The following is a 14,076-nucleotide window of genomic DNA, read 5'->3' on the forward strand; positions in this document are numbered from 1 at the left end:
GATGCACGACACTGAAAAACAGCAGTTCTTTGGCCTTATGGCCGACGTTTATGCCTTCTATCACCGGGACACATCCCGCTTTGCGCTGAACGTCTGGTGGGAGGCCATGAAACCCTTTGATTACCCTGCCGTGAACGAAGCCATAAACCGGCATTGCGTGAACCCCGACAATGGCCAGTATGTGCCTAAGCCTTCGGACATTGTGAAGCTGTTGCGCGGCTCGACTCAGGATAGCGCCTTGGTGGCCTGGGCCAAAGTGAATAAAGCCGTGCGCACCGTTGGCACATACCGCAGCGTGACATTTGACGATCCGATCATTCTGCTGGTCCTGCAGGATATGGGCGGCTGGATCGCACTGGGGACGAAGAAAGAAGACGAATGGCCGTTCGTGGCGCGTGAATTTGAGAATCGCTACCGCGGCTACGCCACACGCCCCAGCCTAGAGTATCCCCGTTGGTTGCCCGGCATTGCCGAAGCGCAGAACAGTCAGTCTGGCCAGCGGGTAGAGCCGCCGGTGCTTATTGGTGATGCCATGCGCGCCAGGCTGGTGCTGCAGAACGGTTCCGATATTCAGCGCATTGGATTCCAACAGCTCAGTGAGGAAGAGATGCAGGAGGCATTTGCGCCCAGCTCGCCGCGGAGGCTGCAAGCATGAAGCGCAAGTACGGAAACCGAAAAGTCACGCTGGACGGCCATACCTTCGATTCAAAGCGGGAAGCGTCCCGGTATGGTGCGCTCAAGCTGCTGGAACGGGCAGGGAAGATCACCGGACTGGAGTTGCAGCTACGTTTCGAGCTGATCCCCAAGCAGCGCCGGGCAGACGGTAAAGCAGAGCGAGCCTGTGAGTACGTAGCGGACTTTCGATACACGGACGTCCGCACCGGTCAGCAGGTAATCGAGGACGCCAAGGGCATGCGTACACGGGACTACATCATGAAGCGCAAGCTCATGCTCCAGGTTCACGGCATTTCGGTGAGGGAGGTTTGATATGTCATACCCAAGCTGGATGTACCAAGACCCGTCCAAGCATGTTGATTTTGTGCGCCGGAAGCGGCAAGAGCACCAGGAGCGGCAGCCCGAAGCAAAGCGAGAACGGGCACGAGAAGGACTCAAAGCGTTATTCGGGGAGGGCAATCATGCAAAAACTGAGCGGCGATGATTTGCTTTGGAACTGGGCTCGTTGGTGCTGGTCCGGCGAGACGGTTGGGAATATGGAGCGGTACGTGCCCTGGGAGGACGACTACCGCCCGATCAATCAGGACCACGCCGAGGCCGTGAATATTCTGTACCAATGCCTGCCGCTTTATCAGGCCATGGTGGTGCAGGCCGAGTACACCCGGAAGAACTCGCATTTTGGCAACCTGTCGGCATCTGAGCGCTTGGTGGTAGCGCGTCGGTGGATTCGCCAGATCACAGGAGCCATCTTGCGGGACGAGGATTACAAACGTCACCTGAAAGGGTTTAGGGCCAAGGTAGAAAAGGAGGTATTGCTGTGAAGTATGCGTCGGAGGTGATAGATCTGCTGGCGGCGTATCCGGGCCGAGAGTTCAGGATGGCTCAGATTGTGCGGCATGTCACCAGGGCAATGCCCGTGTCGGATGTGGAGCGGCATGCTGTCCGGAAAGGTGTAGAGCGAGTGCTGCGCAGCCTTTGCTCTTCTGGCCAGGTGGTACAAACGAAGGAAGGGCCAACGTCTGCCTATTACTCTTGGTGTCGCAGTCTGCGACATGGAGTTAATGCAAACTGCGACGTTAGTTGCGACAATAGGCCTGTACAGTTGCGCCCGTAAGATTTGAACAGCTCCGCCAGTCGAAAGATTGAGCGGGCTTTTGCTTTCATGCGCGGAGTTGACTCTTGTGGGCGACCGAATCAGAGTGCAGACAATATAGAAAAATACACCGCCGAAAAGCCAGCGCTTAGTAGTGCAATCGCAATGCTAAGTGCCCGGTTTACTCCGCGAGTTCGCCAGGCTAGTACAAGCGAAAGCAATGTAATGATAGGCAGAAGGATGATGATTGGCATGAGGTGGCTTTCCAATGGGGAGAGCATGCGATGTTAGCATTCGATACAGGTAGAGTAGGCCCGCCCATCGTGAGATCGGCGGGTTTTTCTTATTTCATTTCCCAGATATCTTTTGGAATATCTATCTCGACGGACTTGTAGTCTGTAGACCCCCTGAAATAGCTAAGCAAATTCTCAAGAAGTCGACCGTACAGTTTCACCATAGCGTCAGCATCCTTTTCTTTGTCCGGGACCCACCTAGGGCAGAACTCAATACTTTTTTCGTTTGTATTGTCTGTATGGAAGAGCCAGAACTCACCCTTATCAACCCAGTGCCCGCCACTGGTGTTGTGGTAGAGAGCTGCCCTGGTTACCACAACCTCTTTCTTGTCTCTTATGATTGTTTCCTTCCGTTGCCTATATGACCAAGTAAGTGATGTGTCACTTTTAGGGTCCTTGGCAGCAGCCATAATGCTTCTCAAATGTTTCTCTGGGTTGTCTGTGTAAATTTTTATCATCTATCTATCCTTCTCGCTAAGCCGGCGAAACTAAAAAATACGCGGAATGCGTCAACATAGAACGGCTGTTCGCCGCATATCTTTAATCGGGCTATGAGAGTAGCGCAAAACACTAGGCGAATGACCATTATGACCGCACAAGACAAGGCGGCTGCTAAGTCTAATAGCGGTCGTGCTTTGACCTCGAAACAAAGATGCTTTGTTGAGGAATACCTAATTGATCTGAACGCCACGCAGGCTGCTATTCGTGCTGGGTACAGTGCCAAGACTGCCGGACAGATCGGCGAGCAGAACTTGAAGAAACTTGAAATTGCTAATGCGATTCAAGAGGCCCAAGCCAAGCGGTCTGAGCGTCTACAGGTAGATGCAGATTATGTGCTGGCCCGTCTGGTCGAGATAGACCGAATGGACGTGCTGGACATCATGACCGATGCAATGAGTCTGAAGCCTCTCAGTGAGTGGCCCAAGGTATGGCGTCAGTACTTGACCGGGTTCGACCTAGCTGAGTTGTTTGGAGGTTCGGGCGATGATCGCGCGGCCATCGGCGTCCTCAAGAAAATCAAATGGCCTGACAAGGTGAAGAACCTGGAACTGCTGGGCAAGCATGTCAGCGTCCAGGCTTTCCGTGAGCAGGTTGGCCACGGCAGTCCTACTGGTGGGCCGATTGAGCTGGCTACCCTGACGAAAGAAGAATACAAACAGGCCCGGCAGGAGATGCTGGCTGATGACGACTGCTGACCAACGAACATACGCCCGCAAGATTGAGTGTGAAGAAGACGGCCTATATTTTGGCCGTTTTTTTTTCAAACAACGCATGGGCGCCAAGATGATCGTGGCCCCACACCACAAGGTGATCCAGCAAACGCTTGATCGTGTGGTGTCTGGTGAGATTACCCGCCTGATTATTAATGTGCCCCCTGGGTACACAAAGACCGAGTTGGCGACGATCAACATGATCGGGCGAGGTCTGGCGCTGAACAATCGCGCTCGGTTCATGCACCTGTCTTACTCGCACAATCTGGCGCTGCTGAACTCCAGTACGGCGCGGGGCATTGTGAAGTCGCAGGCTTATCAAAGCATGTGGCCCATGGTGCTGCGCGACGATGCAGACAGCAAGGCCATGTGGTGGACCGAGCATGGTGGTGGCGTATATGCGTCGTCTGCTGCCGGTCAGGTCACTGGCTTTCGAGCCGGCCACATGGAGCCAGGCTGGCAAGGTGCGCTGATCATTGACGACCCGGTCAAGCCTGATGATGCATACAGCGATACGGTGCGCGGCGGCATTAATGACCGATTCAACGAAACGATCAAATCACGGCTGGCAATTGAAACCACGCCGATGATCGTGATCATGCAGCGGATTCACTACCAGGACCTGAGCGGCTATTTGCTGCGTGGCGGGTCTGGGGAGAAGTGGCACCATTTGAATCTGCCTGTGATCATCGACAACAGTTTGCCGTACCCGGAAGAGAATACACACGGCATCCCGATTGATCACGGCCTGCCTGATGGCTGGCTCTGGCCTTTCAAGCACAACGAATCGCACCGGGCCGCGCTGTTTTCTCACCGGCGAACGGCAGAGGCGCAGTACATGCAGCGGCCACGGAAGTTCAACGCGGAGGGAGCGCTGTGGACTGAGGCGCTGATTACGGCTGCTCATGCTTTGCAGATCAGGCATGAGCTCGTACGCACGGTGGTGGCGGTTGACCCGGCCACGACTGCGAGTGACGAAAGTGACGAGACCGGCATCGTGGTGGCCAGTTCCTACGGAGCAGGCGACAACCGTCAGTACTCGGTAGACGGTGACTACAGCGGCAAGTACAGCCCGAATAGCTGGGCGCTGAAGGCCATCGGCGCATACGAGCAGCACAATGCCGACGCTATCGTCATTGAGACGAACCAGGGCGGCGATATGGCTGAGTCCACGCTGCGTAATGCTGGATTTAAGGGCCGCATCGTCCGTGTCCATGCCAGCAAGGGAAAGTTCGCCCGAGCTGAACCTATCTCAGCACTTTATGAGCAAGGCCGGGTCGCGCACAAAGGCGCTCTGTACCTGCTCGAAAACCAACTTATGGAATATGTGCCAACAACGGCCAAGAAATCGCCAGACCGGCTTGATGCCGCAGTCTGGGCATTGACCGAGCTTGCGCCAAATATCGGCTTGAAGTCGGCCGGAGTTGTCACAACTGCTTTTGGATAATCACATGCAAGACCCAAGTATCAAGCACCCGGAGTACATCAGCTTTGCTCCTTCATGGGAGTTGATGCGTGATGCGGTAGCGGGTGAGGACGATGTTAAGGAAAAAGGTGAGAAATACTTGCCGATGAAGACCGGCACAACAGCCATTGAGGATCCGGTCGCCAAGGCCCGCGTGTACGACTTGTATAAGACGCGAGCTGAGTTTCCTGAGGTGACCGCGCCAACAATTCGGGGGGCGGTCGGCATTATGTTGGCCAAGCCTGCGAAAGTTGAGCTGCCGGAATCCATGGAACATCTACGAGAGCGGGCCACGCTTGATGGCCTGACACTGGACGCCCTACACCGGCGCATGGGCATGGAAATCATGACCACCGGCCGGTATGGGCTGTTGCCTGGTCTTACCGAGGACGGGAAGCCCTACTTGTCTGGTTATGTGGCTGAATCCATCATTAACTGGGACTCGACGGATGGTGTGCCGGACTATGTGGTTCTGGATGAGTCTGGGCCCGTCCGTGATCGTGAAACCGGTGAGTGGAAACAGGTGACACGACTGCGTGAGTGCATGGCTTATGGCGGCGTGTACCGAGCCCGAGTTTGGGAGAAGGTTAATGGTGGCTGGCAAGCTGGTGAAGAGATTTCCGCCTCTACGCCACGAGGGGCTGTTCTGGATACTTTGCCTTTCGTTTTCGCTGGGTCACTGGACTTAACGCCTGAGCCAGACGATGTACCGCTTTATGGCTTGGCAAAGCTGGCTGTGCGCATCTACCGCCTGGATGCTGATTTCTCCTTCTCGTTGCACATGACCAGCGAGCCGACGCCAGTGGCCATAGGGTTTGACGATCCTGTAAGTGCAATTCAGCAAGGACTTGCGCCCAAAACGCTGGGTTCTTCAGTGTTATGGATTTTGCCGCAAGGTGGCGACGCCAAGTATTTGGAGTTTACTGGCCCAGGTCTGGAGAAGCAGGCAAATGCCATTCAAGAAGCCCTTGCACGAGCGGCTCAGTTTGGTGCTCAGGTACTCCAGTCAGGCCAGTCGGCTGAAAGCGGAGAGGCTCTAAAGCTACGCGCTGCCAGCCAGACTGCCACACTCACAAGCATTGCCCAGACCTCTGCCGCTGGTCTGGAGCGGGCACTGCGCAATATCGCTAAGTGGATTGGCGAAGGTCCTGAAAAGGTCGTTGTGACGCCGAACTTGGAGTTCTTCGATCGTTCTATCACCGCTCAGGACATTCAGGCGCTCGTTGCCGCATGGCAAGCGGGGGCTATGTCTCACAGAGCACTATTCGACAAGTTGCAGCAGGGCGGTGTCATACATGAAGACCGTACCTATGAAGAGGAAGAGGCCGGAATTTCTGATGGGGATTCCGGCCTTGATCTTTTAGCGGGCGCTAGCCCGCAGTTTACAGGCGCCGAGGGCGCTACTAATTAGGAGGCCATGACGTGGCTTTGAAATCTTTCTATACCGAAGCGGGTGAGGTTCCAGAAAACCTCAAAGACCTATACACAGAAGCGGCCGATGGCCGCTTTGTTTTGGACGTCGAGGATATCGACGCGCACCCGAAGGTTTCCGGCGTGATTCGCGCCAACAAGGAAAACGCCGCCAAGGCCAAAGAGCGCTTGACCAAGATCGAGGAGCTGGAAGGCTGCATTGGTGCGATGCCCGAGGACTTCGACGCTGACGAATGGGAGCGCCTTAAATCTGGGGCCAAGCCGGATGAACAGCTAGCTCAGCTTAAAGATCAGCATGCCCGGGCGGTCGAGGGCCTGAAAGCCAAGCACAAGACGGACCTGGACGCCATGACGGCGCAGGTGGCCGAGCGTGACGGCTATATCGACGGGCAGACTCGGCGTGATGCGCTGAATGCGGCCCTTGATGAAGCAGGTTTTGATCCTGTCCATAAGCCGATGTTGTCCAAGTTTCTTGCCGATCAGATCAAGGTACGTCGCGAAGACGATGGTCAGCGTGTCGCTTTTGCAGATACCGATCTGGGTGAAGTCTCCCCGGTGGAGTTCGTGAAAGATTTTGCTGCCAAGCAAGGAAAGGCGTATCTGGCCAAGGCGTCTGGCCCCGGCGCACCTGGAAGCCACGGCGCAGGGCAGCGCAGTCAGGCTGCCGGAAATTTTGGTGGTTCCAAAGAGGAGCGCCAACAAGCAATCGCTGCCAAGTATCCAGAGCTTGGCCGATAGATAGCTGCCCCGATGGGTGCAGCAACGCGCGAGGCGCGACAACACAAACTTAGCCGCCTCGCGCGGCATCCATCTTTACAGCTATAGGAGCTACAGATGTCTCTCTCTCAAATGGAAGTATTCAATAAGTACTTCATGCCAGCGACGATTGAAACGCTGGCCCAAATGGTCGATAAATTCAATGCCGCCTCCAACGGTTCCATTGTTCTGACCACTGAAGGTTTTGAAGGCGATTTTGTGATGACTTCGTTCTTCAAAAACCTGTCCAATGCGCGTCGCCGCGTTGATCGCTATGGCACCAACAATGCCGTGACGCCGGTGGATCTGTCGCAAGATAAGTTCGTGGCAGTGAAAATTGCTGGTGGTTTTGGCCCTGTGCGCTACGAGCCCTCGCAGATGACGTGGCTTAACAAGCCTACGGCTGAGGGCGTCGAGGTTGCCTCCCGCGCCTTTGCGGAGCTGTTGCTGCAAGACCAGCTCAATACCGTCATTGCTGCGCTGGTGGCCGCCATTGGCAATCAGGGGGCGGCCGCGACCGTGGATGTGTCTGCATCCAAGAAAGTTGATTACTTGACGGTGAACGAGTCGCACGCCTTGTTTGGGGATCACTCCAGCCAGATCGTTGCTCAGGTGATGGATGGCATTCAGTACCACAACTTTATCGCCTTGAATCTGGCCAATGCTCAAACGTTGTTCCAGGCAGGTAACGTTCGTGTGGTCGATATCTTGGGGCGTCCATCGATTGTGACTGATGCACCAGCTCTGTTTACTGCAGCCGCAGCGGAAGTCCCAGCGAAGCGTCGTGTTTTGTCCTTGACTACCGGCGCAGCCTTGGTGCGCGATCCTCGCAACCTAGTCTCCAACGTGGAAACGAGCAACGGCAAGGAACGAATTGAAACCACGCTGCAGATTGACTACGACTTCACCGTGGGCCTGAAAGGCTATGCCTGGGATATGGCCAATGGCGGCAAATCGCCTGCTGATTCCGAGATCGCTACCGGGTCGAATTGGGATCTGGTTGTGTCCAGCATCAAGCACAGCGCAGGTGTGATGGCCGAAGGCCAGGGTTAATCGATTTGAAGAGGGCGGCTTCGGCCGCTCTCCTTTATTGGAGATTTGGATGAAAGTCATCTACCAAAAACATCCGGTTACGCCGGAGCAGAAGGCGGATTTGCGGTCTCAAGGCTACAAGATCATTGATGCAGCTTTTGCTCCAGCTGGTTATGTGCATCCGATTGCGCGGCGTGAACAAGTAGAAGCTCAAGCTAAGGCAGAGCTTGAAGCGGCAGCCAAGCTCGAAGAGGATGCGAAGGCTACAGTAGATTCAACAAATGCCAGCGCAATGTCCGGCGATGGCCTGGATGAGTTAGACGTAGATCAACTGCATGCGCTGGCTAAAGAGCGCGGTGTATCCGTACACCACAAGGCAGGGGCTGACAAAGTGCGTGAGGCACTGCGCCAAACGGCGTAAGGGGCTGACATGGATTATTACGGCACTCTTGATGGGGCGCTGGAGTATCACTCCATGTCGGCTGGAGGTGCTGCTTGGTCCGGCACTGATGTGACTGATGTCCAGCGCACAGCCGCGCTAGTGCGGGCTAGTAGGTCCCTGGATGGGCAGTACGGGGTGCGTTACCCGGGCAAGCCCACGCAAGGCCGTGCACAGTCTCTGGCATGGCCAAGATCAGGCGCTGTCGATCATTGTGCAAATGAAGCGTTGCCCGACAATTCCGTACCGATCGAGATCGAGCATGCCGCCTATGCACTCGCGCTGGTGGAGCTTTTGACGCCAGGCGCGTCCAGCCCGAGTTTTACGCCGGGTGCTGTGAACAAGCGTGAGCGCGTGGATGTGATCGAGCGTGAACGATTCGGGCCGGCTGATGGTGTTGCGCTGACTCTTGATATGCAGCGCGCACAACTGGCTGAAGTTGAGGATTTGCTGCGCTGCCTACTGGTCAAGCGTGGCGCAACACAGTGCGTTTTGAGAGTGTGATATGGCCGACTTCTATTCAGACATGGCTAAGATGGCCGCTCAGCTGCTGGCTCCAACCAGCCAGGGGGGGCTGGGTCAGGGGGAGATAAAGCTCATTCGAAAAACACCAGGTGCGTCAGGGCCCAATCCTTGGGACCCAGTTAAGCCGGTCACTCAAAAGGAAACGCTACATGGCGCTGTGCGCGGTGTTAGTAAGCAGCTTATTGGCACAGAGATGGACGGGACGGTTATTTTGGCATCTGACCGGCAGGCTATATGCACAGTTCCAGCGATGCGGTACACGGCAGGCGACGTGCTGTCTGTGGATGGCGTGCCGGTTCACATTATCTCGGTAGAGCGCATACCGGCAGCCGGCGTTACCAGTGCAGTGAAATTCATTATTCGGGGCTGATATGGCTACACGTAGACCCAACCGGTCGCAGGCCCGCTTATTTGCCCAGCTCATTGCAGAGCTTGAGCCGGAGATTCACCGGGCTTTCATGGCTTCGGTTACCGACCTGCAAGCCAACGTCGATTGGCGGGCTTTGCTTGAAGCGCTGGCCAGAACGGACGTCGAGGGCGCGATTGCTGCGCTCAATATCAATGAGGCGGCCTGGGCTGAGTATTCATCCAAGATGACGCAGGCCTATGCACTGGCTGGCGCATCCACGGCGGCGCAGATCCAAGCGCAGGGGCTGGGCGGCATCGGCACTCGGTTCCGCATGACCAACCCCGGCGCTCAAGAGTGGATTCGCCAGAATGTCGCCAATCGCGTTGTGGGGTTCGCCGAGGAACAGACCCAAGTGGCCCGTATGGTTATTGAAGCTGGGTTCGGCAGGGGTCAAGGGCCACGCAATATCGCAGTCGATCTGGCAGGCAGGGTGCAAGGAGGGTCACGCGCTGGCGGCGTGCTGGGCTTGGATGCTCCCCGTGCAGCACGTTTGCAGGCAGTCACACAGGGTATGCGCTCCGCAGATGGTGTGCGAGATCTGGTGATTGTCCGGCAGGACGGAAAACTGGCGCTCCGGTACAAGGTGAACGCCGCGACCGAGCAGCGGATTATCCGGGCTTACAAAGCAGGAACGGCGGTGCCAGAGGCTGATCGGTTGATCAGTGAGCAGCAGTTCAGTAATGCGCTGCTGAAGGCAAGGGCGGATACGGTGGTAGCCACTGAGACAGCGAATGCCGTTATGTCGGCTCGGGACGAGCAATGGCAGCAGTTAGCGGAGTCAAAGGGGTTGGACAAGAGCGCGATTATCAAGACTTGGCATCATCGGCGCGGCGCAACCAAAGAGAGCCGTCCAGATCACGTGGCTATGTCTGGTCAGTCGGTCCGAGGATTGGATACGCCATTTGTATTTCCTGATGGCACGAGTATGCAGCACGCACACGATCCGGCCGGCGGAGCAAAACACGTTATTTCATGCGGCTGTGACACCACATACCGCCTGGATCATTCTGTGGGGCTGGAATGAGTAATTCATTTGCTGCAACAGTGTCAGCCTGGGCTGCGCAAAGCGAAAAGAGGCTTGAAGCGACTTACAGACGCTCGATTGAGCTGCTTGCTGATGAAATGCGGGAAACCAAACCAAATGGTGGGCGCCTACCTTTTCAGACAGGGAACTTGGCGCGGTCGCTTATGGCTTCCACGCAAGGTATGCCACAAGGAGCAGAGGGCGCGGCTGCATTTCTCAGCGATCAAGACGTAGGGGCAGTTACTGCCACCCTTGGGCTCGGTCAAGCTGTCTGGATTGGCTATCAAGCTATTTATGCCCGACGGCAGAACTATGGCTTTGTCGGAGCGGACTCCCTAGGCCGCGTTTACAACCAAGCAGGCTCTTACTTCGTTGAAGGAGCTATTGCGAACTGGCAGCAGATCGTGGCTAAAGCGGCAGCCGAGCTGCAATCAGCAGTTGAGGCGAAGAGCAAATGAGCGCAAGGATCGAAACAGCAATTTGGCTGGCTATAAAGGCCCGGATTGAGTCACTGCCTCTTGCTTATGCTAAAGCCTGGCCGGGCCAGACCTTTGAGGTGCCGCATGCGGGCGGGCTGCCGCAGCCGTACTTGCGGGTAGGGCGAGTTACAGTGGCGCCAGTTCGGCAAATGATCGCGCCAGGGAAGCCGCACCGACGAACAGGAGCCTTGATCATCACTCTGGTTTATCCGCTTGGCCAGGACGTTTCAGCCTACGACCAGATCGCGGGAACGGTAGCGGATCATTTTCGTGACGGCACGCAAATGACCTACGGTGGTGTGTGTGTGTCAGTGACCGACTATCCCCACGTTCAAGAAGGCTTTGAAGATAACGGGTTCTGGACTGTTCCGGTCCGCATCCCATGGCAGTGTTTTGCATAGGAGATATCGATGTGTACAGATTGTGAGGCCCGGCGAAAGCTGGCGCGTGATGCTTGGGTGAACGGGAAAATCGGTGAGGCTGCCGGCCATATGGCTAAGGGCGCAGCCGAGATGGTGGGCCTGAAACCGAAGACTGGCCGCCAGGAGTTCACCGGAAAACCGGAGCGGACGAAAACATCCGCTAATAAAGAATAGCCGCCATCCAGGCGGTTTTTTTATGCCCGTTCATTCGGGCAGACGCTTCCAAGCAACCTTAAATCGGTAGGTGCCGAGCCCGAGAGAGTGGGAGGGCCTGTTTGTTGATGTTTGGATGCTGATTGGTAGTGGAGGATCTCTCGCTCGGTGAAAGTGATATATGATGCGTATAGTTTTGTTACGCTTCTGTAGAACTTTTATTGATGGAATTGGGAGAGAGTGATGGAGGGGCTGGAAATACATAATGCGGTAATTCATCAGCTTGTGAAAGAGCAACATCAGAGGATACAGCCGTCAGTAACAAGAAGTACTGTGTTAGATCCAGCTCATGATGCAGTAGTGTCTACAATTAGTGGTGTAATCGCGGTTTACGGAAAGAAAAATAATAGTGCTCATTACGGTATTTTTAAAACTGGCGAAGGGCGTGGTGCATTTCCAGACGCTTTTGAGGCTTATGCCGATCTTTCTGAGGAACTGCCCGATGAAAATCAGTTTTTAGATCTTTCTATAATAGCGATGGAGCGGCTATACGATAAAGCATCCTCAGAGACAGCTGCATCAGGTGGGTACATACTATTTGCAGATTATTCTTTAGGTAATCAGGGGCGTTCCTTTCTGATTGCTATGGTTAAGCAAAAGAAAGGCATAACTTTGAACTCAACTCTTGAGCCTGAGGAGTTAATGCATTTAGACCTTTCTCGATTGAATCAAGCCGCAAAGGTTAGTTTTCTTAAGTTAAGAGATTATTTGAATACACCACCTAGCGATCGTGCTGAGTTAGGTAATTATCTTAGTTTTGTTAGCTCAGGATCTACTAAAACAGCGTCCGGATACTTTGTTATGGCGCTTGGATGCTCGGAGGGGACTGCCTCTGCTCAGGCCACAAGAACTTTAGTTCAAGAAACGCGTAGATTCTTTCGAGAGACTGAGGGGCTATCATCCAGTAGGAATGCATTTAATAAAAGTTTAGTTGAGTATTTGGGCAGGAAGGAAAATACTCGTACGTCTGTTAAATTAGTTGAAATTGAGCAGATTATAAGAAGGCATATACCTGATGAAATGGCTGAAAGAGCTGACGAGTTAGCTGAAGAGATTTTAGCTCGTTTGAATAGTGAAGAGTTTTCTGTGCCAGTTGAGTTTCCTGTAAGTAAAAGCGCGCTCACGCGAATAACCCAAATAAAAGGTGGCACCGACTCTTGGAGTATGTCTTTTGATAAGGGAGCGCTCGGTGATGCGCCTGGGGCAGATATTTATTATGATCGCGATAACGAGCTGCTTATCATACAGAATATCCCCGAAGGGCTGAAAGAAATGGTGCTGAGCGAACTCGATAGCCGAAATGGAGCGTAACTATGTCGTTAGGCCCCCTTGTCGGATTATATAGATTATGCAATCGCCCTGATTTAAATGGGGGAACGCGCATTAACAGCACTGCGCCGTACAGGGATGCTAAGCCATATATTGAAGAAATTGCTAGTGGAACTCTAGGGCATCTGGAAGAAATCATAGTAGATGGTAATGAATACGCTGTCACAGAATTACCTAATAGTGGTGAGCACCTAGAGTTTTCTCTCGCCCTGCCCGCAATGTCGAACGTGAGGTTTTATTCAAATATTGGAGAGTTGCTGAGGCTTGATAAAAAAGTGTCTCGAGGTGTGATTCCAGCAGAGTATTACATAGTTGAATCGGATTACTATAGCAACGACGTAGATGTCCCTGTCCCGGCATCATTAGAGGTTTTAAGTCGTGTGTGTAGATTAATATCAGGACTCTCGGAGCTTGCGCATTATCATGATGAAAAGCTAGGTGGTGGATATTTGAAATTGGTTTTTATTAGATCTGAAGCTATTTCGGACTTGAGGCCAATTGAGATTGAAACAAAAATCACTGAATCTATAATTGAAGCGGCAAAGAGTCTGAATGTGAGATTGGTCGATGAGTTATCTCAAAGCACCGCCGCTAATGATCCACATTACTCCGCTAAGGTGGGAGTGTTTGGAACAAGTTTGGCTGAGTTTGTGGCTGGTAAAGGGGTGGGTAATTCTTTCGATTATTTAGTTAGTCATTGGGATGAATTCGTTCGAGGTTATCAGCGAGATTTATCAACCTATTTAAGTGGTTTTGCTTTTCATAAGGCGAAAGTTGAAGTGGTAGAGGCCGAGCTGAAAATAGCTAATGAGTTTTCTAAGGTGTTAAATGATATTCTTGGTAAATTGCTCGGTATCCCGGTTTCTCTCGCTGCTGTTTTTGCAATTGAAAAAAATGATGGATTGTTAAAGCAGTTATTTGTCGTTTTTGGTGTTTTGATTGCTTGTTTAATCTTGTCTCGGGTTGTGGGTAATCAGTTTCGTCAATTTAAAAGAGTAGATAATGCAAAGGATATCTTGATTGGTGCTATAGAGGGGAAGAAGGAGTCTTATCCGGAGGATCTTAAAAAAGAAGTTGATGGATTGTCTTTGGCTTTGAAGGAAAATTCTGAGTTTCTCAGGAATACTTTGTATTTTTTTAGAACTCTTTGTTGGCTTCCATTGTTTGTGGTTTTTGTATATTTTGTATATATCAATTGTGAAGAATTTTTAAGATGCTTGTTAGGTCTTAGTTGCTTGCTTGGTGGGGAAGTAGAATTTTGATTTGTTATTTTCCTCGTC

General features: G+C 53.2%; 17 protein-coding genes. 16 read left to right on the top strand and 1 reads right to left on the bottom strand.

The window, feature by feature from the left end; genetic code table 11:
- Window position 1 precedes the first annotated feature (1 nt).
- From JYG33_RS03265 to JYG33_RS03275, 3 genes are all read left to right on the top strand, one after another.
- On the top strand, window positions 2-655 hold the full coding sequence (locus JYG33_RS03265; protein ID WP_207874329.1) for a DUF6475 domain-containing protein: 654 nt from the start codon (window positions 2-4) through the stop codon (window positions 653-655).
- Window positions 652-987 carry a DUF1064 domain-containing protein gene (locus JYG33_RS03270; protein WP_207874331.1) on the top strand — a complete coding sequence of 112 codons (336 nt, stop codon included), beginning with the start codon at window positions 652-654 and terminating at the stop codon, window positions 985-987. The genes JYG33_RS03265 and JYG33_RS03270 overlap by 4 nt, the downstream gene beginning before the upstream one ends.
- A gap of 149 nt (window positions 988-1,136) precedes the next feature.
- The gene (locus JYG33_RS03275; protein WP_207874333.1) at window positions 1,137-1,496 is read left to right on the top strand and encodes a hypothetical protein; all 360 of its coding nucleotides are present in this window, start codon (window positions 1,137-1,139) and stop codon (window positions 1,494-1,496) included.
- Between the two features lie 615 nt (window positions 1,497-2,111).
- Here the strand turns inward: JYG33_RS03275 and JYG33_RS03280 are convergent.
- Window positions 2,112-2,519: a hypothetical protein gene (locus JYG33_RS03280; protein WP_207874335.1), complete on the bottom strand. Its 408-nt coding sequence runs from the start codon at window positions 2,517-2,519 to the stop codon at window positions 2,112-2,114.
- A gap of 129 nt (window positions 2,520-2,648) precedes the next feature.
- Between JYG33_RS03280 and JYG33_RS03285 the strand changes: the two genes are divergently transcribed.
- From JYG33_RS03285 to JYG33_RS03345, 13 genes are all read left to right on the top strand, one after another.
- A complete protein-coding gene (locus JYG33_RS03285) occupies window positions 2,649-3,257 on the top strand; it encodes a terminase small subunit (RefSeq protein WP_207874337.1) in 609 nt (202 codons plus the stop codon).
- Entirely contained in the window at window positions 3,244-4,719 is a 1,476-nt protein-coding gene (locus JYG33_RS03290; RefSeq protein ID WP_207874339.1) for a hypothetical protein, read from the top strand. The genes JYG33_RS03285 and JYG33_RS03290 overlap by 14 nt, the downstream gene beginning before the upstream one ends.
- Before the next feature lie 4 nt (window positions 4,720-4,723).
- Window positions 4,724-6,148, top strand: coding sequence for a DUF4055 domain-containing protein (locus JYG33_RS03295; protein ID WP_207874341.1), 1,425 nt, complete (start codon window positions 4,724-4,726; stop codon window positions 6,146-6,148).
- 11 nt (window positions 6,149-6,159) lie between these two features.
- The gene (locus tag JYG33_RS03300) at window positions 6,160-6,906 is read left to right on the top strand and encodes a hypothetical protein (RefSeq protein WP_207874343.1); all 747 of its coding nucleotides are present in this window, start codon (window positions 6,160-6,162) and stop codon (window positions 6,904-6,906) included.
- A 96-nt stretch (window positions 6,907-7,002) separates the two neighbouring features.
- A complete protein-coding gene (locus tag JYG33_RS03305; protein ID WP_207874345.1) occupies window positions 7,003-7,977 on the top strand; it encodes a major capsid protein in 975 nt (324 codons plus the stop codon).
- A gap of 49 nt (window positions 7,978-8,026) precedes the next feature.
- A complete protein-coding gene (locus tag JYG33_RS03310) occupies window positions 8,027-8,377 on the top strand; it encodes a hypothetical protein (protein WP_207874347.1) in 351 nt (116 codons plus the stop codon).
- A 9-nt stretch (window positions 8,378-8,386) separates the two neighbouring features.
- Entirely contained in the window at window positions 8,387-8,899 is a 513-nt protein-coding gene (locus JYG33_RS03315; protein ID WP_207874349.1) for a DnaT-like ssDNA-binding protein, read from the top strand.
- A 1-nt stretch (window position 8,900) separates the two neighbouring features.
- A complete protein-coding gene (locus tag JYG33_RS03320) occupies window positions 8,901-9,290 on the top strand; it encodes a hypothetical protein (RefSeq protein WP_207874353.1) in 390 nt (129 codons plus the stop codon).
- 1 nt (window position 9,291) lies between these two features.
- Window positions 9,292-10,353 carry a hypothetical protein gene (locus JYG33_RS03325; protein WP_207874355.1) on the top strand — a complete coding sequence of 354 codons (1,062 nt, stop codon included), beginning with the start codon at window positions 9,292-9,294 and terminating at the stop codon, window positions 10,351-10,353.
- Window positions 10,350-10,811, top strand: coding sequence for a hypothetical protein (locus JYG33_RS03330; protein ID WP_207874357.1), 462 nt, complete (start codon window positions 10,350-10,352; stop codon window positions 10,809-10,811). Before JYG33_RS03325 ends, JYG33_RS03330 begins: the two co-directional genes overlap by 4 nt.
- Window positions 10,808-11,233, top strand: coding sequence for a DUF4128 domain-containing protein (locus JYG33_RS03335; RefSeq protein ID WP_207874359.1), 426 nt, complete (start codon window positions 10,808-10,810; stop codon window positions 11,231-11,233). The genes JYG33_RS03330 and JYG33_RS03335 overlap by 4 nt, the downstream gene beginning before the upstream one ends.
- 417 nt (window positions 11,234-11,650) lie before the next feature.
- Window positions 11,651-12,778, top strand: a complete 1,128-nt coding sequence (locus JYG33_RS03340) for a nucleoid-associated protein (RefSeq protein WP_207874362.1) — start codon at window positions 11,651-11,653, stop codon at window positions 12,776-12,778.
- A gap of 2 nt (window positions 12,779-12,780) precedes the next feature.
- Window positions 12,781-14,058: a hypothetical protein gene (locus JYG33_RS03345; RefSeq protein ID WP_207874365.1), complete on the top strand. Its 1,278-nt coding sequence runs from the start codon at window positions 12,781-12,783 to the stop codon at window positions 14,056-14,058.
- The last annotated feature ends 18 nt before the right edge of the window (window positions 14,059-14,076 follow it).

Origin of the sequence: Alcaligenes sp. SORT26, from assembly GCF_017377875.1 — a bacterium.
Lineage (GTDB): Bacteria > Pseudomonadota > Gammaproteobacteria > Burkholderiales > Burkholderiaceae_B > Alcaligenes > Alcaligenes parafaecalis.